This window comes from Marmoricola sp. URHA0025 HA25, from assembly GCF_054059435.1.
Genome location: NZ_JBSSCD010000001.1, coordinates 381,049 through 404,756, shown reverse-complemented (window position 1 = coordinate 404,756; position 23,708 = coordinate 381,049). Strand labels below are relative to the sequence as shown.

23 protein-coding genes are annotated in these 23,708 nt (G+C 71.8%); 12 read left to right on the top strand and 11 right to left on the bottom strand.

The genetic code is table 11. The annotated features are described in order from the left end of the window. The first annotated feature begins 70 nt into the window (after nt 1-70). Complete coding sequence (locus ACVW00_RS01855) at nt 71-853, top strand: putative protein N(5)-glutamine methyltransferase (protein ID WP_457109205.1); 783 nt, start codon at nt 71-73, stop codon at nt 851-853. Here ACVW00_RS01855 and ACVW00_RS01850 read toward each other — a convergent pair. From ACVW00_RS01850 to ACVW00_RS01835, 4 genes are all read right to left on the bottom strand, one after another. Next, nucleotides 832-1,710, bottom strand: coding sequence for a S1 family peptidase (locus ACVW00_RS01850; protein ID WP_457109204.1), 879 nt, complete (start codon nt 1,708-1,710; stop codon nt 832-834). The genes ACVW00_RS01855 and ACVW00_RS01850 overlap by 22 nt on opposite strands. Nucleotides 1,711-2,301: 591 nt before the next feature. Then, nucleotides 2,302-3,126, bottom strand: coding sequence for an SDR family oxidoreductase (locus ACVW00_RS01845; protein WP_457109203.1), 825 nt, complete (start codon nt 3,124-3,126; stop codon nt 2,302-2,304). Then, a complete protein-coding gene (locus ACVW00_RS01840; protein ID WP_457109202.1) occupies nt 3,123-4,766 on the bottom strand; it encodes a succinic semialdehyde dehydrogenase in 1,644 nt (547 codons plus the stop codon). Before ACVW00_RS01840 ends, ACVW00_RS01845 begins: the two co-directional genes overlap by 4 nt. Then, complete coding sequence (locus ACVW00_RS01835; protein WP_457109201.1) at nt 4,763-5,632, bottom strand: oxygenase MpaB family protein; 870 nt, start codon at nt 5,630-5,632, stop codon at nt 4,763-4,765. Before ACVW00_RS01835 ends, ACVW00_RS01840 begins: the two co-directional genes overlap by 4 nt. 52 nt (nt 5,633-5,684) lie before the next feature. Here ACVW00_RS01835 and ACVW00_RS01830 point away from each other — a divergent pair, with 52 nt between their 5' ends. Further along, nucleotides 5,685-7,016 (top strand): cytochrome P450, encoded by a 1,332-nt coding sequence (locus ACVW00_RS01830; RefSeq protein ID WP_457109200.1) that lies wholly within the window; start codon nt 5,685-5,687, stop codon nt 7,014-7,016. Further along, nucleotides 7,013-7,561, top strand: coding sequence for a TetR/AcrR family transcriptional regulator (locus ACVW00_RS01825; RefSeq protein ID WP_457109199.1), 549 nt, complete (start codon nt 7,013-7,015; stop codon nt 7,559-7,561). Before ACVW00_RS01830 ends, ACVW00_RS01825 begins: the two co-directional genes overlap by 4 nt. Nucleotides 7,562-7,592: 31 nt before the next feature. Here the strand turns inward: ACVW00_RS01825 and ACVW00_RS01820 are convergent, their stop codons facing one another. Further along, a complete protein-coding gene (locus ACVW00_RS01820; protein WP_457109198.1) occupies nt 7,593-7,946 on the bottom strand; it encodes a hypothetical protein in 354 nt (117 codons plus the stop codon). A gap of 2 nt (nt 7,947-7,948) precedes the next feature. Continuing rightward, nucleotides 7,949-8,713, bottom strand: coding sequence for a hypothetical protein (locus ACVW00_RS01815; RefSeq protein WP_457109197.1), 765 nt, complete (start codon nt 8,711-8,713; stop codon nt 7,949-7,951). 87 nt (nt 8,714-8,800) lie between these two features. On the opposite strand from ACVW00_RS01815, the gene ACVW00_RS01810 reads away from it, so the two are divergent. Next, nucleotides 8,801-9,034 (top strand): hypothetical protein, encoded by a 234-nt coding sequence (locus ACVW00_RS01810; protein ID WP_457109196.1) that lies wholly within the window; start codon nt 8,801-8,803, stop codon nt 9,032-9,034. 82 nt (nt 9,035-9,116) lie between these two features. Then, nucleotides 9,117-9,410 (top strand): hypothetical protein, encoded by a 294-nt coding sequence (locus ACVW00_RS01805; RefSeq protein ID WP_457109195.1) that lies wholly within the window; start codon nt 9,117-9,119, stop codon nt 9,408-9,410. A gap of 11 nt (nt 9,411-9,421) precedes the next feature. Here ACVW00_RS01805 and ACVW00_RS01800 read toward each other — a convergent pair whose 3' ends face one another. Further along, complete coding sequence (locus tag ACVW00_RS01800; RefSeq protein WP_457109194.1) at nt 9,422-12,844, bottom strand: error-prone DNA polymerase; 3,423 nt, start codon at nt 12,842-12,844, stop codon at nt 9,422-9,424. A 26-nt stretch (nt 12,845-12,870) separates the two neighbouring features. Here ACVW00_RS01800 and ACVW00_RS01795 point away from each other — a divergent pair, with 26 nt between their 5' ends. Further along, nucleotides 12,871-13,356 (top strand): N-acetyltransferase family protein, encoded by a 486-nt coding sequence (locus ACVW00_RS01795; RefSeq protein WP_457109193.1) that lies wholly within the window; start codon nt 12,871-12,873, stop codon nt 13,354-13,356. 141 nt (nt 13,357-13,497) lie between these two features. Here ACVW00_RS01795 and ACVW00_RS01790 read toward each other — a convergent pair whose 3' ends face one another. Both ACVW00_RS01790 and ACVW00_RS01785 read right to left on the bottom strand, forming a co-directional pair. After that, nucleotides 13,498-15,174, bottom strand: a complete 1,677-nt coding sequence (locus ACVW00_RS01790; RefSeq protein ID WP_457109192.1) for a DNA polymerase Y family protein — start codon at nt 15,172-15,174, stop codon at nt 13,498-13,500. Nucleotides 15,175-15,198: 24 nt separating this feature from the next. Then, nucleotides 15,199-15,894, bottom strand: a complete 696-nt coding sequence (locus ACVW00_RS01785; protein ID WP_457109191.1) for a hypothetical protein — start codon at nt 15,892-15,894, stop codon at nt 15,199-15,201. Between the two features lie 86 nt (nt 15,895-15,980). On the opposite strand from ACVW00_RS01785, the gene ACVW00_RS01780 reads away from it, so the two are divergent. From ACVW00_RS01780 to ACVW00_RS01755, 6 genes are all read left to right on the top strand, one after another. After that, nucleotides 15,981-17,189 carry a cation:proton antiporter gene (locus ACVW00_RS01780; protein WP_457109190.1) on the top strand — a complete coding sequence of 403 codons (1,209 nt, stop codon included), beginning with the start codon at nt 15,981-15,983 and terminating at the stop codon, nt 17,187-17,189. A gap of 7 nt (nt 17,190-17,196) precedes the next feature. Next, nucleotides 17,197-17,949 (top strand): PaaX family transcriptional regulator C-terminal domain-containing protein, encoded by a 753-nt coding sequence (locus tag ACVW00_RS01775; protein WP_457109189.1) that lies wholly within the window; start codon nt 17,197-17,199, stop codon nt 17,947-17,949. 97 nt (nt 17,950-18,046) lie between these two features. Beyond that, nucleotides 18,047-19,942, top strand: a complete 1,896-nt coding sequence (gene nhaA / locus ACVW00_RS01770; RefSeq protein WP_457109188.1) for a Na+/H+ antiporter NhaA — start codon at nt 18,047-18,049, stop codon at nt 19,940-19,942. Between the two features lie 56 nt (nt 19,943-19,998). Beyond that, complete coding sequence (locus ACVW00_RS01765) at nt 19,999-20,370, top strand: hypothetical protein (protein WP_457109187.1); 372 nt, start codon at nt 19,999-20,001, stop codon at nt 20,368-20,370. Between the two features lie 62 nt (nt 20,371-20,432). Then, complete coding sequence (gene malQ / locus ACVW00_RS01760; protein ID WP_457109186.1) at nt 20,433-21,872, top strand: 4-alpha-glucanotransferase; 1,440 nt, start codon at nt 20,433-20,435, stop codon at nt 21,870-21,872. Between the two features lie 55 nt (nt 21,873-21,927). Continuing rightward, nucleotides 21,928-22,149: a DUF2188 domain-containing protein gene (locus ACVW00_RS01755; RefSeq protein ID WP_457109185.1), complete on the top strand. Its 222-nt coding sequence runs from the start codon at nt 21,928-21,930 to the stop codon at nt 22,147-22,149. A gap of 9 nt (nt 22,150-22,158) precedes the next feature. Here the strand turns inward: ACVW00_RS01755 and ACVW00_RS01750 are convergent, their stop codons facing one another. Next, complete coding sequence (locus ACVW00_RS01750; RefSeq protein WP_457109184.1) at nt 22,159-22,608, bottom strand: iron chaperone; 450 nt, start codon at nt 22,606-22,608, stop codon at nt 22,159-22,161. Between the two features lie 102 nt (nt 22,609-22,710). Then, entirely contained in the window at nt 22,711-23,706 is a 996-nt protein-coding gene (locus tag ACVW00_RS01745; protein ID WP_457109183.1) for an aldo/keto reductase, read from the bottom strand. Nucleotides 23,707-23,708 lie beyond the last annotated feature (2 nt).

Sequence of the window (23,708 nt, the reverse complement as noted above, 5' to 3'; positions counted from 1 at the left end):
CTACGGCATCGGGGGTGCTTCCGCAGAATCCTGATGGCGGCGGCCGGTGTGACCTGCGACTCTCCGGGTGATGGGTTCCATGGACGTGTACGCCGACACCGTGGCCGCGCTGCGCGCCGCCGGCTGCGTGTACGCCGAGGACGAGGCGCGGCTCCTGCTCGACGCCGACGGCGACCTCGAGGTGCTCGTCGCTCGCCGGGTCTCGGGCGAGCCGCTCGAATGGGTGCTCGGCTGGGCCGAGTTCGCCGACCTGCACATCGCCGTACGACCCGGAGTGTTCGTGCCGCGGCGGCGTACCGAGCTCCTCGCGGCCGAGGCGATCGCGCGGCTGCGCCCGGCAGCAGTCGCCGTGGAGCTGTGCTGCGGCGCGGCCGCGGTCGCCGCGGTGATCCTCGAGGAGGTGCCGTTCGTCGAGGTGCACGCCGCGGACATCGATCCGGTCGCGGTCGCCTGCGCGCGGGACAACCTGCCCAACGGCAACGTCCACCAGGGAGACCTCTTCGACGCCCTGCCCGGCGACCTGCGCGGCCGGGTCGACCTGGTCGCCGCGAACACGCCGTACGTGCCGAGCGACGAGGTCGCCCTGATGCCGCCCGAGGCCCGCGACCACGAGCCCCGGCATACCCTCGACGGCGGCCCGGACGGGCTGGCCCTGTTGCGACGGATCAGTGCCTCGGCGCCGGCGTGGCTGGTCCCCGGCGGTCACGTGCTGATCGAGGTGAGCGAGCGACAGCTGCCGCTGGCACAGGCGATCTTCGAGGCCGACGGCCTGACGGCGTCCTCGGCGGCCAACGACGACCTCGGCGCGACGGTCGTGATCGGTCAGGCAGCTCAGCCCATGCTGACGCCGTAGGCGGCCATCGCCTCCGGCACCGGCTGGAAGAACGTCGTGCCACCGGTCTTGCAGTCGCCGCTTCCGCCGGAGGTGATTCCGAGGGCCTTCGTCCCGTCGTACATCGGACCGCCGGAGTCACCGGGCTCGGCACAGACCGTGGTCTGGATCAGCCCGTCGACCTTGCCGGCCCCCTGGTAGCGCACGCTGACGTTCAGAGCGGTGACCGTGCCGCTGTGGGTGCCCGTGGTGGAACCGGTCCGCTTGACCGCCTCGCCCACCTTGGCGTCGGCCGGGGTGAAGCCCTCGGGGTGCGCCAGCGAGGTGTTGTCGTAGCGCACGAGCGCGTAGTCGTTGCCGGGGAAGCTGTAGCCGACCGTCGACCCGATCAGCGTTGCCCGGCTGGCGCTGGTCCACCAGGTCTTCTCGGGCTTCCCGCAGTGCCCGGCAGTGAGGAAGTAGGCGGTGGTGCCCTGGTGGACGTTGAAGCCCAGCGAGCAGCGGTACTTCGACCCGTAGATCGCGTCACCCGCGGAGAGGAGCGGCCGGAACACTCCGGCGGTGCGGTTGACCTGCAGGGCCGCAGCGTCGGCGCCCGCTGCGCTCTTCAGCCTGGCCACTTCGGCCTTCGAGACGGTGCCGTCCGCGGTCACCACGACCCGGTCCGTGGCCCGGTCGACGTACCAGGCGATGCCGCGTACTCCGGACTGGTTCACGGCCTGCTTGACGGCGGCGAGCTGGTCGTCGCTGAAGTGATGGGACGTTGCGCCTGCGGTCGGCGCCTGGAACAACGCCGCCGCGGCGACGAGCCCGACGACGACGGCGAGCAGCTTGACGAGGGTCCGCGCCGGTCGCGCGGTGATGGGCTTGCTGGTCACGACTCCTCCTGAGATGAAGGCACCCGTGGGTGCTGGATGAGGGTCGGCTCCTCGAGGCGCAGGAATCCGAGCATTCGCGGCGCCAGCTCTCAGTCCTCGAACTGTCGCACCGAATCGGGCGACTGGGAAGGCCGCGCCGGGTCTCGTCTGATCGCTCGCAGGCTCGCTGCTCGACCACCCTGGGTCGGGTCGCTGCCCAGGGTCGCCGGGTCTCGACTGATCGCTCGCAGGCTCGCTGCTCGACCACCTGTGGAGGCCGTTGCTCGACCACCCTGGGTCGGGTCGCTGCCCAGGGTCGCCGGGTCTCGTCTGATCGCTCGCAGGCTCGCTGCTCGACCACCTGTGGAGGCCGTTGCTCGACCACCTTGGCGTGGGTCCCTGCCCAGGGTCGCCGGGTCTCGACTGATCGCTCGCAGGCTCGCTGCTCGACCACCCTGGGTCGGGTCGCTGCCCAGGGTCGCCGGGTCTCGACTGATCGCTCGCAAGCTCGCTGCTCGACCACCTGTGGAGGCCGTTGCTCGACCACCGGTGGAGGCCGTTGCTCGACCACCTGTGGTTGAGCCTGTCGAAACCTCCTGCCCGTTGCGTCCCTCAGTCGGCAGGACGCGTGGTGCGCTCCTCGTAGGCCGCCCGGGCGGCGTGGTCGTAGTCGGTGAACATCGTGTCGAGCCCTGTCCTGCGGCTGATCCAGCGCTTGAGGGGTGCCGGCATCGCCGCCCACTGGGTGCTGCCGTAGGCCAGCCGGCGCGGGACCACCGCGACCGGACGGTGACGGCGGAACACCCTCACCACGGCGGCCGCGACCTGCTCGGGGGAGATCGGGGGACTCAGCTTCGGTGCGGTGGTGCCGTCGATGAGGGCCGTGCTGGTGAACGACGGCAGCACCGCCGAGACCCGCACGCCGCGGCCGGCGAGCTCGGCGTCGAGCGCCTCGGAGAAGGAGATCACCGCGGCCTTGGTGCCGCTGTAGACGGCCGACCCCGGTGAGGCGATCCGGCCGGCGAGCGAGGCGATGTTGACGATCTGCCCACCACCCGAGCGGATCATCCGCGGCGCCACCTCGTGGCAGCCGAGGATCACCCCGCGCAGGTTGATGTCGAGCTGGCGCAGCTGCGACTCCAGCGGCACCTCCAGGTGCGGTCCGATCACCATGATGCCGGCGTTGTTGACCAGCCCGTCGAGGCGGCCGAACTCCGCCTCGACCTTGTCGAGGAACGCCGCGAAGGACGCCTCCGAGGTCACGTCGAGGGGTAGCGCCAGGCCGCCGTACGCCTGAGCGGAAGCCTCCGCGACGCCCACGTCGAGGTCGCCGATCGCGACCCGGGCGCCCGCTGCGGCGAGCGCCTTGGCGGTGGCCTCGCCGATGCCGCGGGCGCCGCCGGTGACCGCGACCACCTTGCCCTTGACCTTGCTCATGACGACTCCTTCCGGGCGCCGCGACCGGCGCCGCGACGGGCACTGCGACGAGTACTGCGACGGGCCAGCTTGAGCTGGGCGAGCACCACGAGGCGGGTGGCCGCGAGATACGCCCTGGTGCGGGAGGGGTACGGCGTCGCCCGCCGCTGCCCCGTGACGGTCTGGGACTCGGTGAACCGCAGGATCCCGTCGGCCGCGTGCCGGCGGCCCACCCCGCTCGACTTCATCCCGCCCATCGGCGCGGCGAGCGAGGAGATCGCGGAGAGGTAGCCGTCGTTGATGTTCACCGCGCCCGCGCTGATTCTGGACGCCAGCTCGTGACCGCGATCGAGGTCGCGGGTCCAGATGCTCGCGGAGAGGCCGTACTCCGAGTCGTTCGCCCGGGTGACCGCGTCGTCGTCGTCGACCACGGAGTAGACCGAGGCGACCGGGCCGAACGTCTCCTCCGCGCACACCCTCATCGCGGGAAGCACGCCCGTGAGGATCGTCGGCTCGTAGAAGAACGGTCCGAGGTCCGGACGCGCACGTCCACCGGTGAGGACCGTCGCGCCCTGGGCGACGGCGTCGTCGACGTGCGCAGCCGTCAGCGCCACCTGCTCGGCCGACGTCAGCGAGCCGATCTCGAAGGTGTGGTCGAAGGCCGCGCCGATCGTGAGCGCCCGGGTGGCGTCGACCAGATGGCGGACGAAGTCGTCGTACCGCGACTCGTGGACGTAGATCCGCTCGATCCCGATGCACATCTGGCCCGCGCTGGCGAAGCAGGCCTGGACCGCGCCGGCGACCGCGGCACCGAGGTCGGCGTCCTCGCGCACGATCATCGGGTTCTTCCCGCCGAGCTCGAGCGACGTCGAGATCAGCCGCTCCCCGGCCGCGGCCGCGAGGTGCCGGCCGGTCGCTGTCGAGCCGGTGAACGCGAGGTGGTCGACGGCGTCGACGATCGCGCCGCCGAGCACGCGACCGGGCCCGGCGACGACCTGCCACACATCGGGCGGGACCCCGGCCTCGAGGGCGAGGTCGCGCGCCGCGAGCAGCGTGAGCGGCGCCTGGGAGTCGGCCTTGCTCAGCACGGCGTTGCCGGCGATGAGTGCCGGGATCACGTCGCCGACGCCGAGGAAGAGCGGGTAGTTCCACGGCGCGATGACGCCGACCAGGCCCTTCGGGTGGCGGGTCACCCGGGCGGAGACGAGGAGCGGAACACCCGAGCGCACGGACCGCTCCCGCAGGTAGCGGCCGGACTCGGCTCCGTAGTGGGCGGCGACCATCGGCACGCCCAGCACCTCGATGCCCGCATGGATGCGCGACTTCCCGCTCTCCCACTGGACCAGGTCGGTCAGCTGGTCCCTCGCGCCGAGCAGGAGCTCGCCGAAGCGCACGACGATCGCGGACCGCTCGGCCACGGTGCGCGCCGCCCACGAGACCTGGGCGGATCGGCCACGAGCCGCTGCGGCGGCGACGTCGAGCGGCGTCGACTGCGGGACGGCCGGGAGCAGCCCGCCGGTGAACGGTGCGACGGCGCTCACCGTCTCGGCTCCGGGTGCGGCGGCGACGTTGCCGAGCAGACGCGCGACGTACGCGGCGTCGACGTGAGGAGGAGTTGGCGCGACGGTCTCGACAGGCTCGGCGACTGGGATGCTGGTCATGCGCGCCGGCCCTCGCGCTTGAAGGCGCGGAGAGGGATCCCGTGCATGCGGTACTTCCCCGGCAGCCGTGAGTACCACGGCGCCAGCGCTCGGCACGCGCGCGCGAACCGCTGGTAGCGGCGCTCGCGCCGGTCGTCCCAGGGCAGGCCGAGGAGGTCACGGGCGCGTGGCGGCAGCCCGCCTGTCGTGACGAACGCGCTGAGGGCGTCGACCGGTCGTCTCACCAGCCACCAGAGCAGCGGGTGGATCCCGGCCGGACGGGGCCAGCCCTTGCGGGCGTAGCCGACCCCGTAGACCGCGATGCGGTGGGCCACGATCTCCTCGCGCAGCATCCGGTCGAAGTACGCCGTGAACTCGGCGTACGTCGCCGGGGTGGCCCGGGCGCTCACGCCGTACCGCTCGAACCAGGTGATCGACTCGGCGAAGATCTGCTCCTTCTCCTCCTCGGTCAGCCTCCGGATGAACGTGTCGGTCGCGCTGATCAGGTGCTCGACGAAGCACGCGTGCGCCCAGTAGTAGGTCTCCGGGTTGAGCGCGCTGTAGGGCGAGCCGCCCGGCAGCCGGCCCTTGATCGGCTTGTGGAAGTCACGCACCTGGTGGCCGGCCGCCTCACCGTCGGCGCCGTAGACGGTGTTGAAGATCGGCGGGATGCTGCGCTGCAGCCGGGCGAGGGTCTCGTCGAACCACACCGAGTGGTCCTGCACCCCCTGGCCGAGCGAGGGCAGCATGTTCTGCAGCACGGCGGCGCGTGGCCCGAGGAGCGCCATCCGGTTGTCGCCGAAGTAGCGCCAGGTCAGCGAGTCGGGGCCGAGCGGGGCGCCGGTCCGGACTGCCGGCGCGGACTCGACGTCCCCTGGGGTGACCATGGCGAGATGATACATTGAAACGGATTTGTTCCACCATCCCACGGGAGCTGCCGTGACCGCATGGACGACCGAGCTGCGCACCGTCCGGGGCCCGCGGCTGGGCGTGCCGCACCTGCTCCGGCTGCGACGCCACCCGATCGAGCACAACGACTTCCTGCGCGAGGCCTACGGCGAGGTGGTCAAGCTCAACGTCTTCGGCACCACGCTGTACGCCGCCTACGGGCTCGACGCCGCCGAGCAGGTCCTGGTCAACCGCGACCGGGCCTTCGCCAACGGGCCCGCCTGGTCGCACTTCATCGGCCCGTTCTTCCGCCGTGGCCTGATGCTGCTCGACTTCGACGAGCACCTGCACCACCGGCGGATCCTGCAGCACGCGTTCACCAACGACGCCATGCGCCGCTACCACGCGGTGATGGTCCCGCACATCCGCAGCGGCCTCGCCGGCTGGGAGTCGGTCCCGCAGCCGCGGATGCACGAGCTGTTCAAGCAGCTCACCCTCGACGTCGCGGTCGAGACCTTCGTCGGTGTCGACCTCACCCGCGCGGAGCAGGACCGGCTCAACAAGGCGTTCATCGCCGCCGTCCGGGCCGGCACCTCGATCGTGCGGCGTCCGATCCCGGGCACGCCGTGGGCGAAGGGGCTGGCCGCGCGCAAGGTGCTCGAGGAGTTCTTCTTCACGCACCTTCCGGACAAGCGGCGCAACGGCGGCGACGACCTGTTCGCCCAGCTCTGCGTCGCACGCAGCGAGGACGGCGACGAGTTCAGCGACGAGGACATCGTCAACCACATGATCTTCCTGCTGATGGCGGCGCACGACACCAGCACGATCACGATGAGCTCGATGGCCTACCACCTCGCCCGCCATCCGGAGTGGCAGGAGCAGGCACGCGCAGAGTCGGTCGCCGCAGCTGCCGCCTCCGACGGAGCCGTCGACTACGACGGTGTCCTGGGCCTGGAGCTGCTCGAGCGGGTCATGAAGGAGTCGCTGCGGCTGTGCAGCCCGGTGCCGTCGATGCCACGGGTGGCCGTCCGGGAGGTCTCGCTCAACGGCTACCGGATCCCGGAGGGCGCGTTCGTGGCGGTGTCGCCGTTCTACAACCACCACGACCCGGCGTACTGGCCGGACCCGACCCGCTTCGACCCCGACCGCTTCGCACCGGACCGGCGCGAGGACCACGGCCACCGGATGGCGTTCCAGGCGTTCGGCGGCGGTGTGCACAAGTGCATCGGCATGCACTTCGCCGGCATCCAGGTGCGGGCGATCTTCCACGAGCTGCTGCGCAGCTATCGCTGGTCGGTGCCCGCGGGGTACGAGTGGCCGCTCGACCTGGTCGCGCTGCCGTTCCCCCGTGACCGGCTGCCGGTGCGGCTGGAGCGGCTGTGACCACCGCGATCCTCGACGCAGCCCAGCGCGTCTTCGAGCAGTACGGCGCCCGTCGCGCCAACGTCGAGGACGTCGCCCGTGCCGCCGGCGTCAGCCGGAGCACGCTGTACCGGGCCTACCCCACCAAGGAAGCGCTGCTGCAGGCGGTGCTCGACCGCGAGATCGACGAGTTCTTCAGCCAGCTCGACTCGCTCGCCTCGGGCCTCGCTCCGAGCGAGGCGATCGTCGAGTGCTTCACGGCCGGCATCGCACTCACCCACGAGATCCCGCTGCTGGCGAGGCTCGTCGAGACCGAGCCCGAGATCATCACCGGCATCGGCGGCTCCGCGCAGACCAGCGTCGTCCTCGGGTCGGCCCACCGCGTCGCCGCCACGCTGCGGCGCAGCGGGGCCACCATGCCCGACGACGAGCTGCACGTCGTCGCCGAGCTGATGCTCCGGATCGCCTACACCTATCTGCTCAACCCCCACGGCGCGGTCGACATGGCCGACCCGAAGGCCGTGCGGGAGTACGCGCGTCGCTACCTGGCGCCGCTCGTGCGATAGCGACGTCGAGACGACGCGGGTAGCCCTCCGCTCAGTCGCCCTGGTCGGGTCCGCTCACCGCCGTCCCTTCGTCGACCTGGTGACGGTGCGCGCGAGCACCCGGCTCGTCGTTCGGCGCCCCGACGGGTGGACCCGCCTTCACCGGATGAGCGTTTGCCGGCTGAGCCTCGGCTCCCGGCTGGTCGACCTCGATGTGGCGGGCGGGCGCCCCCGGGGGCGGCTGGGCCTCCGACCCGGGCTGGTCGACGTGGATGTGGTGCGCAGGTGCGCCGGGGGGTGGCTGGCCGCCCGGCCCGCTGGAGAGCGCCACGCCGACAGCCGGCACCGCGCCGAGCAGACCGAGGACGAGCACAGCGCCCGCCGTCGTGCTGAGTCGAGGCGTCATGGTCAGCACACCACCACGATGTGGAACGCGGTGTTGATCCCGGCGCCGGCGGCATCCCGCATGGTCACGAAGAACGCATTGGCGTTGCCGGACCGGTCCGTGACCCCCGCGATCGCGCCGCCCGCGCCGCCCACGCCGGCCTCACCCTGGGTGACCACCGGCGTGCAGAACGAGACGTTGATACCGAAGTCGACCGCATAGGATCCGGTGCCGAGGTTGCTGCTCGTGGTCCCGAAGTGGTCGCTGTCGGCCAGGCTGCCGTCCGCGTTGACCTCGGCCTCGAGGACGCCGATGTCCTCGTTGCTCAGCCCGAAGTCGATGATCTCGCCGGAGTCGAGCGAGTTGTCCGCGACCTCGGTGGCCTGGACCGAGTCCGTGGCCAGGTCAGCGCTGGTGAGCGTCTCGTCCGCGACGTCGGCCGAGGTGACCGATCCGTTGGCGATCTTGGCGGACGTGACCGAATCGTTGGCGAGCTCGGACGAGGTGACCGAGTTTGCTGCCAGGTCCTCGGCCGTCAGCGCGTTCAGCGCCACGTCGGCCGAGGTGATCGTCCCGTCGAGGATGTCGGCACTGCTCAGGCCTCCGTCGGCGACGTCGATCCCCGTGAGGGTCCCGTCTCGGACGTCGATGCCCTTGATGGTGTTGTTCTTGATCTGCTTGCTGGTGATCTGGCCGGCGGCGTACGCCGTGCCGGACCCGAGCACCAGCGCGATGGCGAGAAACACCACGAGGTGCGGCAGGCTCGTCCGTCGAAGAATGCTCTTCACCTGGTACTCCTGACTGTGGTGAGCCACCCGAATGGATGGCGTTCACCTGGAACGCTAGATGCCCGAATGGCCATAAGGTATGGCCCCATGGAGCGGTTGCTTTCCACGGTCATGCTGTGCGTCGTGGCCGCCGTCGTGGGGGTCGGGATCGTCGTCTACCGGGCGGCCGACCAGGCCCGTGCGGACCGCGCGGAGCTGGCCTGCCTGGAGCGAGCACAGGCGACGGCGACCATCGCGCTCCTTGCTCCACAGGCCAGCATCGACGCCCAGGGCCGCCTCACGGCGATGAAGACGCTGAGCCGGCAGCTCGACGGCTGCTGAGCACCTGGCCGCCTCGGCCGACGTCAAGCAACCGCCAAGAAGCGCGAGCGACGCTCGGGGGACGCGATCCGAGGAGGGCACCATGAGCAACCACTTCTACCCCGTCGAAGGGCTGGGCGACGGTTCGCTCCCGCGCCCGGACGGTCACACCTACCGGGCGCCACGGCGGCGCTTCGGCATCCTGGCCGGGTCCGCAGCGTTCGTGATCGGTCTCGCCGGAGGCACGTTCATCCTCGGTCAGATCGCCGCCGTCGAGCACCAGCCGGGCTCCGGCACGTCGCAGTCCGCGGCGCAGTCGGCGGCGCCGGACGAGGCGGCGCCGTCGGCCGGCGTACCGGCTCCGACCGGAGAGGGCCAGGAGCACGAGTCCGACTGAGCCAGGCAGCGTCAGTGGAAGTTGCGCGCCTGGTGCCGGTCCTTGAGCGCGCGCTCGGCGTCGGGGTTGATGCTGGCCAGTGAGCTGAGCCGGTCGGCGAGCAGGTTCGTGACCCCGTCCTGGCGCTCGACGACGCCGCGGATCACCATGCTGTCGGAGTTGCGCGCGACCTGGCGGAAGCGCCGCCACACCCCTTGGGTGCAGATCACGTTGAGCATGCCGGTCTCGTCCTCGAGGTTGAGGAAGGTGACACCTCCGGCCGTGCCCGGCCGCTGCCGATGTGTGACCAGCCCGGCGACGTGCACCCTGCGATGCGCCTCGCCCTCGAAGACGTCCGCGACCGAGCGGATGCCGGCGTCGGCCAGCATCGGACGGAGGTGCGCCAGCGGGTGGCTGTCGGGCGAGACCCGCGTCGCCCACAGGTCGGCGAGCGTGTGCCCGACCGGGTCGAGGCCGGGCAGCTGCGGAGCTGCGACGACCGCGCCGGCTCCCTCGAGCTGGTCGTCGCGCTCGGTGAAGCCTGCGTTCCAGAGCGCCTCGCGCCGACCGAGCCCCCAGACCTCGAACGCCCCGGCGGTCGCCAGCGCCTCGAGGTTGCCGGAGTCGAGGCCGGCGCGACGGGAGAGGTCACGCATGTCGGCGAACGGCCGCTCCGCACGCGCGGCGACGATCCGCTTCGCGAGATCGGTGCCGATGCCGCGGACGCTGTCCAGGCCCAGGCGGACGGCGTGTTGGCCGTCGCGGCGGTGGGTCAGCGTCGGATCGGGAGCCTGCTCGTCGTACGGCGTCGGGGTGTGGTGGGCGAGTAGGCAGGAGTCGAGGCCGGTGGGTGAGTGGGTTTCGACAGGCTCAACCACCGGGCGCTCCTCCAGGCCGGCCTGGGCCTGCGATCGGGTGATGTCCGGGCGCAGCACCTCGACGCCGTGGCGGCGTGCGTCCTGGACGAGCGACTGCGGCGAGTAGAAGCCCATCGGCTGCGAGCGCAGCAGCCCGGCGAGGAACGCCGCCGGGTAGTGCAGCTTGAACCACGAGCTGGCGTAGACGAGCAGCGCGAAGGACAGTGCATGGCTCTCGGCGAACCCGAAGTTCGCGAACGACAGGATCTGCTGGTAGATCTGGTCGGCCTCGTCGCCGACCAGCCCGCGGCGCTCCATGCCGGCGTACAGGGTCTGCTTGATCGACTCGATCCGCTCGATGCCGCGCTTGGAGCCCATCGCCCTGCGGAGCAGGTCGGCGTCGTCACGGGAGCAGTCGCCGATGGCGACGGCCATCTCCATCAGCTGCTCCTGGAACAGGGGTACGCCGAGGGTGCGCTCCAGCACCGGCTCGAGGTCGGGATGGGCGTAGCTGACCGGGTCGCGCCCGGTGGCCCGCCGGATGTAGGGATGCACGGCACCGCCCTGGATCGGCCCCGGCCTGATCAGGGCGATCTCGATCGCCAGGTCGTAGAACCGCCGCGGCCGCAGCCGTGGCAGCGTGCCGATCTGGGCGCGGCTCTCGACCTGGAACACTCCGACGGAGTCGGCCCGGCAGAGCATGTCGTAGACGCCGGGCTCCTCCTTGGGCAGCGTCTGCAGTGTCCAGTGCTCACCGAGCACGTCCGCCGCGAGCACCATCATGTGGTTGAGCGCGCCGAGCATGCCCAGGCCCAGCAGGTCGAACTTCACCAGGCCCATCCACTCGCAGGCGTCCTTGTCCCACTGCAGGATCGTCCGGTTGTCCATCCGGGCCCGCTCGATCGGGCAGACCTCGCCGATCGGTCGCTCGGTGAGGATCATCCCGCCGGAGTGGATGCCCAGGTGACGAGGCGCCCGCATCAGCTGGTTGGCCAGACCGACCACGGGTGCTGGGATGCCCTGCGCCTCGGTGCCCTCGACCATCCCGCTCCAGCTGTCGATCTGCTTCGACCAGGCGTCCTGCTGCCCCGGTGAGTGCCCGAGCGCCTTCGCGGCGTCGCGGACGGCCATCTTCGGCCGGTAGCTGATCACGTTGGCGACCTGCGCCGCGTTGTGCCGGCCGTAGCGCTCGTAGACCCACTGGATCACCTCCTCGCGCCGGTCGGAGTCGAAGTCCACGTCGATGTCCGGCTCCTCGTCGCGGTGCGCGGAGATGAACCGCTCGAACGGCAGGTGGTAGGCGACTGCGTCGATCGCCGTGATCCCGAGGGCGTAGCAGACCGCCGAGCTGGCCGCCGATCCCCTGCCCTGGCAGAGGATCCCCTGGCTGCGGGCGAACGCGACGATGTCGTGCACGATCGCGAAGTAGCCGGCGAAGTCCTTCTCCTCGATGATCCGCAGCTCGTGGTCGATCCGCTCACGTGCCTCGCGCTCGTGGGTCTGGCCGCGGTAGTAGGTCTCGAAGCCGTCCTCGACCAGCACCTCGAGCCAGCTCATCGGCGTGTGCCCTTCGGGGATGCCCAGCTTGGGCAGCCGAGGCGTCGCCTTCTGCAGGTCGAAGGCGAGCTGGTCGGCCAGCTCGACACTGCGCGCGACCGCACCGGGGTAGCGCACGAACCGCTGCGCCATCTCCTCACCCGAGCGCAGGCAGGCCGCCCCCCACGCAGGGAGCCAGCCGTCCATCTCGGCGAGGCTGCGGCGCGCACGCACGGCGGCCATCGCGCTGGCGAGCCGGTGGTCGTCTGGTCTCGCATAGTGCACGTTGTTGGTCGCCACCACGGGGAGGCCGTGGATCCTGGCCATCGCTGCCAGCGTGTCGTTGACCTCGTGGTCGAGCGGATGTCCGTGGTCGACCAGCTCGACGACGACGCGGTCGTGTCCGAAGAGCGCGGTGAGCCGGTCGAGCTCGGCGGCGGCCGCGTCCTTGCCGTGGCCGAGCGCCGTGCGGACCATCCCCTTGCGGCACCCGGTGAGCACCAGCCAGTGGCCACGCCCCTGGTCGGAGAGCTCCTCCAGGTCGTAGACCGGACGGCCCTTCTCGTCGCCACGCAGCTGGGCGTCGGTGATCGCGGCGGCCAGCCGGTGGTAGCCCTCGACGCCTTCGGCGAGCACGAGCAGGTGGCTGCCCTCGGGATCGGGTACGCCGTTCTGCGGCGCACGCAGGCCCAGGGACAGCTCGGCACCGTAGACGGTCTTGAGGGAGGCACCCTGCCCGGAGTACTTCTGGGCGATCTCGGCGAACAGCGGTGCCCCGGCGAACCCGTCGTGGTCGGTGAGCGCGATCCCGTGCAGGCCGAGCTGCACCGCCTGCTCGACGAGCCGGTCGGGACCGCTGGCGCCGTCGAGGAAGCTGAAGTTGCTGTGGCAGTGCAGCTCGGCGTACGGCGTGACGGGCGAGTCGGGAGGTCGGACCTCGTCCTTGGGACGGTACGGCGCTCGTCGACGCTTGATCGGGCCGTCGTCAGGTGGAGACGAAAGCCTGCCGGAGAGCCGGCGCTCCAGCTCACCCCAGGGGATCGGTGGGTTGTTCCAGCCCATCAGATGACCGCATCTAGGGTTGGCCCATGGTGCTGATCAGGCCGGCCGAGGCGTCGGAGGTGCCGGAGGTCGCGCGTGTGTGGCGGGCGGGGTGGCTGGAGGCACACACCGGCCGCGTCCCCGACGCGTTGATGGCCGAGCGGACGGAGTCCTACTTCACCCGAACCGCCGAGGACCTCGTCGACGCGACGCTCGTGGCGGTCGACGACGACGGTGGCCTGCTGGGGGTGGTCCTGATCCACGACGACGAGCTCTTCCAGCTCGCGGTCGCACCGGCTGTCCGGGGTCGTGGCGTCGGCCAGGCACTGGTGAGTGCCGCCGAGGAGCGCATCGGCGGCGAGTACGACCGGGCGGAGCTCGCGGTGGTGGCGGCCAACACTCCAGCACGACGGCTCTACGAGCGGTGTGGCTGGACAGACCTCGGCGAGGTCGTCCACCCGGCGAGGGCAGCCGACCTCGACGACGACCCGATCCCGGTGGTGGTGCACCACTTCGTCAAGGAGCTGCGCTGACCACTGCTCCACCACCACCGCCGAGGCGGCGCAACTGAAAGCAGAAGGTACGTCGAGGCGGCGCAGATGGAAACGACGCGCTTTCATCTGCGCCGTCTCGAGTGAGTTCGGGCTTTCATCTGCGCCGCCTCGACGAACTGGTCAGTCATAGGCCGCCTCCGTCCACCATCGGTCGCCCTCGCAGCGCATCAGCCAGGCACTGCCGTCGGCACCCACGACCTGGAAGCGCGCAACCAGGCCATGCACTGGCGATCGGCCATCCCCTGGTGATCGGCCATCCCCTGGTGATCGGCCATCCCCTGGTGATCGGCCATCCCCTGGTGATCGAGCCGAGCCGAGATCCGCCTCCCACCACTGCTCGTCGACCGGCCACGGCCCGGCCCATGCCTCGACCTGCAGCCACCCCGGTGAGCTCCCGGCGTGGCTGTCCCTGATCAGGACCCGAGCCGGCTCGCAGGTGACCGCACCGCGCTCGGTGACCGCGACCGGTTGGCCCGCCTGCCCGACGACCGCGGTCGCCCAGGGTTCGGCGAAGACGCGGGTCGGCGCCGGTGGTGGCACCTGACCGGGCCAGGGCAGCTCGGGCGGGCGGAGCCCGGTGGGGCGTTCGCCCCAGGGCACCAGTGCCTGACGATCCGCCGGCGAACGGCCACCCTGGCGGACCGGGACCACCACCGCGTCGTAGCCGAGCATCGCCTGCACCCGGGCAACTCCGCGGTCGACGCGGTCATCGTTGTCGCCGCCCCAGAGCCCGTCGGCGTGCGCGGCAGCTGGCTCGACGGTCTCCGGGACGAAGCGGACCAGCCCGACCGGCGCCCCGACCGTGACGCCGGAAGGGCTGGCCTGCAGCTGCCAGTGCACCCGGTCGACCAGGTCGGCGACGGCGAACCAGCGCGAGTGCACCCAGGTGCGGCTGGAGAGCAGTGCCCTGCGGGCGTCGTCGCCCTCGGCCTCGACGCGTACGGCCGTGCAGACCAGGCCACGGTCGCCGAGCGAGGCGACGAACTCCTCGGCGATGCGGCGCACGCTGAAGCAGACCGCCTCGACCGAGGCGAGCGGAGGCTCGAAGGTCACCTCCCGGACGAGGTCGGGTGGCGGGGTGCGGGTCGTCGGTTCGACCGGGTCGACCCCGCGGGCAAGGCGGTGCACCTTCGCGCCGTACGCGCCGAACCTGGTGAGCACGTCACGCGCGGGCAACGCGGCGAGGTCGCCGAGGCACCGCAGGCCGAGCCGCTGGAGCAGTCCGACGAGGTCGGCGTCACCGGCACCGCCTGCGTCGAGCACCTCGACCGGGAGCTCGCGCAGGAACTCGGCCGACCCTCCTTCAGGTACGACGTGCCAGCCCTGCACCTCCGCGAGCCTGGCCGCCTGCTCGGCGGAGAAGAGCTCGTCGGCGACGCCGATGCGGCAGTCCCAGACGCCGGTCTGCACCAACCGCTCGGCGATGACCGCCGCGGCGTGCTGCTCACCGCCGTAGAACCGCGCAGGGGCACGGATCGCCAGCAGTCCTGGCCGAAGGGGCGCCACCCCGGGTCGCAGCGCCTCGACTGCGGAGAGCACCGGCTCGAACTCACGGGCATCGCGATCGGGGTTGTCGGGGAGCAGCACCAGCTCGGGGCATCGTGCTTGCGCGTCGCGACGCCGCATGCCGCGGCGGACTCCTTCGGCACGCGCGGCGGAGTTGCACGCGACCACCGCGCTGCGGGTGAGCACGGCGGCCGGCGACGGGACCTGGCCCGGGATCGTCGCCGCATCGGTCTCGGCCAGCGCCGCGACCACCGGCCAGTCCGGGCACCACACGACGAGCACGCGGCTCATGCCGGCCCACTCATCTCGGCCCACTCATGCCAGGGCCTCGTCCCGGGCAGTGTGCACGGGCTCCCCCGCCCTGCCGATCGTCAGGTCCTGGCCCGGCAGCCACAGCTCTGCGCGTCGGGGCGGGGCTGACCCACGGCGTACGTCGACCTCGACCCGACGGCTTCGCAGCCGGCCGTGGCCACGTTCCGCACCCGACCAGGTCGAGGACCGCAACGAGAGCGACGCCTCGGCGCCGGGCCAGTGGCCCCAGGACACCAGCGCCGAGGAGCGCTTGCGAAGCCTGGCGGCGACCCGTCCGGCGACCCGCTCGGTGACCCCGGCGGGCGGACGCAGCACGACCATGGTCACCACGTCGACGAGCGCCGAGGTCACCTCCAGCCAGAGCTCGCCGGGATCGGGCACCAGCACCGTGCGGGCGAGGTCGACACCCATCTCGGCGGCCGCCTCGGCGCCGAAGTCCTCCGCCCCGACCACGGCCGACCAGGCGCCTGCCTGCGACGCAGCGGCGATCAGCGCCATCGCGAGCCCGGCGCTGTCGACCTCGTAGCTGCCACCGGTGCGGAGCTGCACCAGGTCGGCGAGGGCGGGATGGGTCGCGATCGCGACGCGCGGGACGCCGTCCTGCATCCCGCGGATCCGGTCACGCAGCTGCTGCACGGTGGCGTCGGCCGATGCCGCGCCGGAGTGCGCCTGACCAGCGAGCGTGAGACCGGGGACCATCAGTCCATGATCGAACACATGTTCGATCGGGTCAACCCGGACCTGACACGACGTGCAGAGACCCGCCGTGCGGGTACGGCGCCACCATGACAGGACTCGTCCTGACCTTCGGTGTCGCCCTGCTCCTCTCGGTGGCGACCTCCGACCTCGCCTCGAGGACCCCGCTCTCCTCGACAGCGGTGTTCCTCGCCGTCGGTCTCGTCGCGGGTCCGCTCGGACTCCGCGTGCTCGACGTCGACGGGAAGGTCGTCGAGGGCACGGCGGTGGTCGCGCTCTACACGATCCTCTTCACCGACGGCCAGGTCGCGCCCTTGCCCGCCCTCCGCCGGCACTGGCGATCGTCCGCGGCGACCCTTCTCGTCGGGATGCCGCTGACGCTCGTGATCATCGCCGCACTGGCGCACTGGGTCACCGGTCTGCCGTGGGCACCGTCGTTCGTGCTCGGCGCTGTGCTGGCCCCGACCGACCCGGTCTTCGCCTCCGCTCTGGTCGGTCGCCACGACGTGCCGAAGTCCGTGCGCAACGTGCTCAACATCGAGAGCGGGGTGAACGACGGACTCGCACTCCCCGCCGTGCTGGTCCTGGTCGGGATCGCGGGCGGCGACCCGCACGGCCGGTCCACCGACCTCCCGACGCTGCTGCTCCAGCTCGGGGTCGGTCTTGCCCTCGGCATCGCGGTGCCGCTGGCCGCCTGGCTGCTCTACCGCGCTCCGCGGCTCGGTACCGTCACGAGCCTGCGCCCCCTGGGCCACGTCGCCATCGCGGTCATCCTCTTCGGCCTCTGCCAGCTGACCGGGGGCAACCCGTTCCTCGCCGCGTTCGTCGCCGGGTCGACCATCGCCACCGTGCAGAGCGACGCGACCGAGGCGTTCCAGCACACTGGCGAACGCCTCAGTGAGCTCCTCCAGGGCGCGGCCCTGCTTGCCTTCGCCAGCCTGCTCGGTCGCGACCTCTTCTCGACCGCAGGACTGGCAGGCTTCGTCTTCGCAGTGCTCGTCATCGCGATCAGCCGGCCCGTACCCGTCTTCGCCGTCCTGGCCCCCAGCCGGATGTCCGTGCGACAGCGGCTCTCGATCTCGTGGTTCGGGCCGAAGGGCTTCGCGAGCGTCGCGTACGCCGCCATCGTCGCCTTCAGCCACATGGCCGACGCCGAGAAGGTCGTCGCCCTGACGGCCGTCACGGTGCTGCTCTCCGCCCTTGCGCACAGCAGCACCGACCTGGTCGTCGCCCGGAAGCTCGCCGAGGAGGAGCCGGCCGATCGGCCCTCCTCGCGGGCCCGTCGCGATGCGGCATGATGACCGGGTGAGCCCTGGGACCGGCGCCGGCACCCACACCGGCACCGTCCGGCTCCGGCCCCTGACCGCCCGGTCCGCGATCCTGAGCCTGCTCCTGGGCGCGCACCCACCCTCCGCCACGGTCAGCGAGCTCGTCGCCTTCGGCCGCCAGGTCGACATCAACGAGTCCGCCCTGCGCGCGGCGCTCACCCGCATGGTCGCCTCCGGTGACCTGCTGCGCGAGAACGGGAGGTACACGCTTCCCGAGCGGCTCCTGGAGCGGCAGCGCCGCCAGGACGAGGCGATGCAGGTGCCCGCCGGACCCTGGGACGGCACCTGGCGGATCGCGGCAGTCGTCTCCAGCGGCAAGGACGCCTCCAGCCGGCTCAACCTGCGGCGCTCGATGCTCAGCGCCCACTTCGGCGAGCTCCGCGAGGGCCTCTGGATGCGGCCGGACAACCTCGCCTGGCGTCCGGACCCCGAGGTCGCCGACGACCTCGAGCTCATGACGGCCCGTCCCGAGCACGATGCCGACCACCTGGCGCACCACCTGTTCCAGCCCGGCCGCTGGGCCACCGTCGGCCGATCCATGCTCGACCAGGCAGGACGGGTGAGCACAGCCCGCGACCGGCTCACCGTCTTCGCCGCCGTCGTGCGCCACCTGACCCACGACCCGTTGCTGCCGGCCGAGCTGCTCCCCGCCGACTGGCCGGGCACGGCGCTGCGGGACACCTACGACGCCTTCCGTGACGAGGTCATCCGGGAGTGGCGCCGGTCCTAGGGCACCGGCGCGGGAAGCCCTCGTGGTGCCGCGGAGTTGTACCGTGCACCGACCGCGCGGTCGACCGACGGGCTGCGCCAGAGCACCGAGGTGGCCCGTGACGACTGCAGAGCAGGGCGGTACCGCGGTGCTCCGCACGCCCTGGTCCAAGGAGTTCGCCACGCCGGTGCGGGCCTTCCTCCAGACTGCGTCCGGGAGTGCCGGGATCCTGACGGTGGCGATCGTGGTCGCCGTCGCCTGGGCGAACCTCGGCACGTCCTACGAGTCGGTGTGGACGACCCCGTTCGGTGTCCGCCTCGGTGACCACAGCGTGACGCGGGACCTGCGCACGTGGGTGAACAGCGGCCTGATGACGCTGTTCTTCCTCGTGGTCGGGCTGGAGGCGCGCCGGGAGATCGACCTCGGCGACCTGCGTGATCGCGGGCGCGTGCTCCTGCCGGTTGCCGCGGGTCTGCTCGCGATGGTCGTGCCCGTGGGCCTCTACCTGGCCGTCAACGCCGGTGGGGACGCGGCCGGCGGCTGGGGCGTCGCGATGTCGACCGACACCGCGCTCGCGCTGGGGCTGCTGGTCGTGGTCGGCCGGGACGTGCCTGACCGGGTCCGGACGTTCCTCCTGACGGTGTTCGTCGTCGACGACCTCGTGGCACTTCTCGTGATCGCGGTCGTGTACGCCGACGGTGTCTCGATGCGCTACCTCGCCCTGGCGGTGGCGCTGTTCGCAGTGTTCCTCCTCGTCATGCGCCTCCGGCTCGGCACCCCGGGCAGCCTGGTCGTGCTCGGCGTCGCCGTCTGGGCGAGCCTGCTCGGGAGCGGCATCGAACCGGTCGTCGCCGGCCTCGCGATCGGGCTGGTCGCCCCGGCGTACACCCCGGCCCGTGAGGACCTGGAGCAGGCCAGCGGCCTGTTCCGCCAGTTCCGTGAGGAGCCGACGCCGGACCTCGCCCGCAGCGCGGTCGTCGGGTTGCGCCGGACGCTCTCGCCCAACGACCGCCTCCAGAGGGTCTTCCACCCGTCGAGCAGCTACGTGATCGTGCCGCTGTTCGCCCTGGCCAATGCCGGGATCGAGATCGACGGCTCCTTCCTCGACCAGGCGCTGCGCTCGCCGATCACGCTCGGCATCGTGCTCGGGTACGCCGTCGGCAAGCCGGTTGCGGTGATCTCGGCGTCCTGGGCGATCTCCCGGATCACGCACGGACGCGTGCAGCCGGCGGTCGGATGGGCGGCGGTCGCCGGCAGCGGCACGATCGCCGGCATCGGGTTCACCGTCTCGTTGCTGATCGCCTCCCTCGCCTTCGACGGCGACCAGCTCGCGGAGGCGAAGTTCGGCGTGCTCCTCGCCGCGGCGGTTGCGGCAGCGGCGACGTGGATCGTCTTCCAGGTCACCGCGCTGATGGGTGAGGACCGCCGTACCGTGGCGCTGCAGGGCCGTGCCGAGCAGCTCGTCGACCTCGCGGTCGAGGTCGACCCGGAGCGCGACCACGTGCGTGGTCCTAAGGACGCCGCCGTCACCGTGGTCGAGTACGGCGACTTCCAGTGCCCCTACTGCGGCCGGGCCGAGCCGGCGGTGCGCGCCATCCTCGGCGACACCGATGTGCGGTTCGTCTGGCGACACCTGCCGCTCACGGACGTTCATCCGGAGGCAGAGCTCGCCGCACAGGCAGCCGAGGCCGCCGGTGCCCAGGGCAGGTTCTGGGAGATGCACGACCTGCTGCTCGCCCACCAGGACCACCTGCGGAAGGCCGACCTCCTCTCGTACGCCGAGCAGCTCGGCCTGGACGTGCCGCGCTTCGGCAAGGAGCTGTACTCGCACGCGCACCTCGCACGCGTCGGACAGGACGTCGAGTCCGCCGACATCAGCGGTGTCTCCGGGACGCCGACCTTCTTCGTCGACGGCCGCCGTCAGTACGGCGCCTTCGACGCGGCGTCACTCACCAGTGCCATCGCGGCCGCACGCGCGCGCAAACGGGTAGGACCTCGTCCGCGCAAGCGGTGAGCCCGGGCGAAGTCGTCGCGACGGAACCGCAGGCCCCGTGCACGCGTCCCACCCGCATGAGAGGGCTGGCCGTGGTCGTCGCGCTGGGTGCGCTGCTGTCCGCGTGCGGCGCGCCCTCCCACATCCACCTCGGCGGAACCGGATGCACGCCGCCGGCCGGCGGCCGGTGCGCCGCCGATGTCGCGTGGCCCGGGCCGATCGAGCTCTCGGCCGACGGCCGCCGGTTGCACGGCATCGTGCTGTGCGGTGGCACGCTGCACGCGACCGAGACCAGCCACCGCGTGACGGTCGGGCTCCACGTCGGTGCGATGGGTGCGGGGACGATGAGCTGCGCCCGCGTCGACGTCGGGGTGCGGCTCGCCGCGCCGCTCGCCTCCCGCACGGTCGTCGACGCAGTGAGCGGTGCCGTACTCCGCGTCGTGGACTGATCCGGCTCCCGTCGAGCCGTCCAGGTGTGGTGGTTAGGCTCGGCTGCTCGAGAGGGAGGACCATGACCGAACCAGCAACGCCCGCCGGGCTCGACAGGCGTCGGGCGGGGGTGCTGCTGCACGTCACGTCGCTCCCCGATGCGGGGGTGGGTGCCGAGACCCTCGGCCGTTCGGGCGACCTCGGCGAGGCGGCGTACCGGTTCGTGGACTTCCTGGCCGACTGCGGTTGCTCGGTGTGGCAGGTGCTGCCGCTCGTGCCGACGCACGAGGAGGACGGCTCGCCCTACAACGCACGGTCGGCGATGGCCGGGAGCCCCGACCTGATCAGCCGGGAGCAGCAGCGCGAGCACGGGCTGAGCGACCCGGAGGCGCTCGACGCCGAGCAGCGCGTCGCGTTCGGCGCGTGGTGCGAGGACCGGCGGGAGTGGCTCGAGCCTTACGTCGAGTTCACCGCGCTGCGGGAGCTGCTCGACCACGCTCCGTGGCCGACGTGGGAGCCCGGGCTGCGCGACCGTGATGCCGACCGGGTCGCCGAGCTCCTCGCGCCGGTGAGCCGGCGGGTCGAGGCGCTCCGCTTCGAGCAGTGGGTCTTCGCGCTGCAGTGGGACGCACTCCGGACGTACGCCGCCACGAGGGGAGTGCTCCTGTTCGGCGACCTGCCGATCTTCGTCTCGCTCGACAGCGCGGACGTGTGGGCCTCTCGTGAGCTGTTCCGGCTCGACCCGGACGGCCGCCCGCTCACGGTGACCGGCTGCCCGCCCGACTACTTCGCCGAGGACGGGCAGCGCTGGAACAACCCGCACTACGACTGGGACGCGATGGCGGCCGACGGGTTCGCCTGGTGGCGGCGGCGGATCGCCCGCCAGCGCGAGCTGTTCGACCTGGTCCGCATCGACCACTTCCGGGGCTTCGAGGCGGCGTGGCACGTGCCGGCCGACGCGCCGACCGCCCGCGACGGGTGGTGGAAGCCGGGCCCGGGCGCCGCCGTCCTCTCCGCACTGGTCGACACCGCCGGCGCCGGCACGCTGGTGGCCGAGGACCTCGGCGTCATCGGCCCGGAGGTCGAGGAGCTGCGGCTGCGCTTCGGCCTGCCGGGGATGAAGATCCTGCAGTTCGCCTTCGACGGCAACCCGGAGAACCCCTACCTGCCGGACCGCCACGGCGAGCAGAGCGTCGTCTACACCGGCACCCACGACAACGACACGACCCTGGGCTGGTGGGAGGAGCTCGACGAGGACGCCCGGGCGTTGGTCCGGTCCCACCTGGTCGACCCTGACGAGCCGATGCCGTGGGCGCTGGTCGACCTCGCCCTGCAGTCGACGGCACGACTGGCCGTCGTACCGGCCCAGGACCTGCTCGGGCTCGGCAGCGAGAGCCGGATGAACGTCCCCGGCACCGACCAGGGCAACTGGACGTGGCGCGCCGCGCCCGGAGCCTTCGACGCCGAGCTCGCGGCGAAGGTGCGCAACCTCGTCGCCGCCGCCGACCGGGCGGACACATGAAGTCAGGAGCATCGGGCACCGACCGGGGAGCACCCGAATCGTGATGGAGGTCGTGATGCCCGAAGGCGACGTCGAGACGTACTACACCGACAACATGTGGTCCAACAAGATCGAGGGCGGCGAGAAGGTCGGGAACTACCAGACCAAGGACCGCGCCGTCGACGCCGGCCGCGAGCTCGCCCGCGAGCGCAAGGTCGAGCACATCATCCGCAACCAGGACGGCACCGTCGCGGAGCGCAGCAGCTACGGCAACGACCCGCGCAACATCCCCGGCTGATCCGGCACGTCAGGAGACGGCGGCCTTCACGAGCGCGGCCACCTTTTTCTCCACTGCCGGGCTCCAGGTGGTGAGCGCGAAGACCACCGGCCACATCTCGCCGTCGTCGAGCTTCGCCGCACCCTCGAAGCCGAGCGTGGAGTACCGCTCCTTGAACTTGCCGCCGTTCTTGAAGAACACGACGACCTTGTCGTCGGCGTTCGCATAGGCAGGCATGCCGTAGTAGGTCTTCGGTGCCAGGTCGGGTGCGGCCCGCGTCACCGTCACGTGCACCCGCTCGGCGAGGGCGCGGTCCTCGGGCGTCATCTTCTCGATCGCGTCCAGGAGCGCCTGCTGACCGTCGGCCTTCTTGGCGCCCTTCTTGCCCTCCGCGCGCAGCTCCTCGGCGCGCGCCTTCATCGCGGCCCGCTCCTCGGCGCTGAAGCCGTCGGAGGTCGTCGTCGCGTTCTTCGCAGGCATGTCGGTTCCTTTCGACTGCGCCACCGGCCCGATGCCGGACGCACTCGAAAGGCTAGGCGCGGCCGGAGCCGGACACTTCTCGATTCCTGACCGCCTGCCGGGTCACCAGCGCGGGTGCACGGACTCCCGGAAGTGCTCGTCGTAGATCGCGCGTACGCCGCGCAGGAAGTCGGACGGGAGCGGCGCGAGCGTGCCCGCCGCCGCGTTGGCCCGCGCCTGTCCCGGGTTGCGCGCGCCCGGGATGACCGTGGAGATGCCGGGCTGCTGGACCAGCCAGCCGATGGCGGCCTGGGCCGGAGTGACGCCGGCAGGCAGGTGCGCCGCGACGAGGTCGCGGAACTCCCGGGCCGCCACGATGCCGGTGGCGAAGTCGACCCCGGAGAACGTCTCGCCCACGTCGAACGCACTCCCGTCGCGGTTGTAGCTGCGGTGGTCGTCGGCCGGGAAGGTGGTCGTCTCGCCGTACCTCCCGGAGAGCAGCCCCGACGCCAGCGGCACCCGCGCGATGATGCCGGTGCCGGCGGCGGCCGCCGTGGGGAGCACGCGGTCCAGCGGCTTGAGCCGGAACGCGTTCACGATGATCTGCACCGACGCGACGTGCGTGCGGGTCATCGCGCTGAGGGCCTGGTCGACGGTCTCCACACTGACCCCGTACGCCGCGACGGCGCCGTCCTCGACGAGCTCGTCGAGCGCGTCGTAGGTCGCGTCGGCCTCGATGACCTCCGACGGCGGGCAGTGCAGCTGGACGAGCTGGAGGGTGTCGACGCCGAGGTTCTTGCGCGACCGGTCGGTCCACGCCCGGAACGCCTCGAGCGTGTAGCTCTCCGGCAGCTGCGGCGCCCGCCGGCCCATCTTCGTGGCCACGACCAGCCCCTCGCCGGCATGGTCGGCCAGGAACTGCCCGAGGATGCGCTCGCTGCGGCCGTCGCCGTAGACGTCCGCGGTGTCGTAGAAGGTGACCCCCTCGGCCAGCGACGTCTCGAGCACCTCGCGGGCGTCGGTCTCGGTGACCTCGCCCCAGTCTGCGCCGAGCTGCCAGGTGCCGAGCCCGACGACCGAGGCACTGAGCCCGGTCCGCCCGAGCGGTCGCTGGTCCATCG

Bases quoted from the DNA above. Each gene is read 5' to 3' on its own strand.
- ACVW00_RS01800 (WP_457109194.1), bottom strand. From the start codon at position 12,844: ATGGGCTGGAACAACCCACCGATCCCCTGGGGTGAGCTGGAGCGCCGG.
- ACVW00_RS01805 (WP_457109195.1), top strand. From the start codon at position 9,117: ATGAGCAACCACTTCTACCCCGTCGAAGGGCTGGGCGACGGTTCGCTC.
- ACVW00_RS01835 (WP_457109201.1), bottom strand. From the start codon at position 5,632: ATGGTCACCCCAGGGGACGTCGAGTCCGCGCCGGCAGTCCGGACCGGC.
- ACVW00_RS01765 (WP_457109187.1), top strand. From the start codon at position 19,999: ATGAGAGGGCTGGCCGTGGTCGTCGCGCTGGGTGCGCTGCTGTCCGCG.
- ACVW00_RS01840 (WP_457109202.1), bottom strand. From the start codon at position 4,766: ATGACCAGCATCCCAGTCGCCGAGCCTGTCGAGACCGTCGCGCCAACT.
- ACVW00_RS01755 (WP_457109185.1), top strand. From the start codon at position 21,928: ATGCCCGAAGGCGACGTCGAGACGTACTACACCGACAACATGTGGTCC.
- ACVW00_RS01845 (WP_457109203.1), bottom strand. From the start codon at position 3,126: ATGAGCAAGGTCAAGGGCAAGGTGGTCGCGGTCACCGGCGGCGCCCGC.
- ACVW00_RS01745 (WP_457109183.1), bottom strand. From the start codon at position 23,706: ATGGACCAGCGACCGCTCGGGCGGACCGGGCTCAGTGCCTCGGTCGTC.
- ACVW00_RS01780 (WP_457109190.1), top strand. From the start codon at position 15,981: ATGACAGGACTCGTCCTGACCTTCGGTGTCGCCCTGCTCCTCTCGGTG.
- ACVW00_RS01790 (WP_457109192.1), bottom strand. From the start codon at position 15,174: ATGAGCCGCGTGCTCGTCGTGTGGTGCCCGGACTGGCCGGTGGTCGCG.
- ACVW00_RS01785 (WP_457109191.1), bottom strand. From the start codon at position 15,894: ATGGTCCCCGGTCTCACGCTCGCTGGTCAGGCGCACTCCGGCGCGGCA.
- ACVW00_RS01820 (WP_457109198.1), bottom strand. From the start codon at position 7,946: ATGACGCCTCGACTCAGCACGACGGCGGGCGCTGTGCTCGTCCTCGGT.
- ACVW00_RS01855 (WP_457109205.1), top strand. From the start codon at position 71: ATGGGTTCCATGGACGTGTACGCCGACACCGTGGCCGCGCTGCGCGCC.
- ACVW00_RS01810 (WP_457109196.1), top strand. From the start codon at position 8,801: ATGGAGCGGTTGCTTTCCACGGTCATGCTGTGCGTCGTGGCCGCCGTC.
- ACVW00_RS01750 (WP_457109184.1), bottom strand. From the start codon at position 22,608: ATGCCTGCGAAGAACGCGACGACGACCTCCGACGGCTTCAGCGCCGAG.
- malQ (WP_457109186.1), top strand. From the start codon at position 20,433: ATGACCGAACCAGCAACGCCCGCCGGGCTCGACAGGCGTCGGGCGGGG.
- ACVW00_RS01795 (WP_457109193.1), top strand. From the start codon at position 12,871: ATGGTGCTGATCAGGCCGGCCGAGGCGTCGGAGGTGCCGGAGGTCGCG.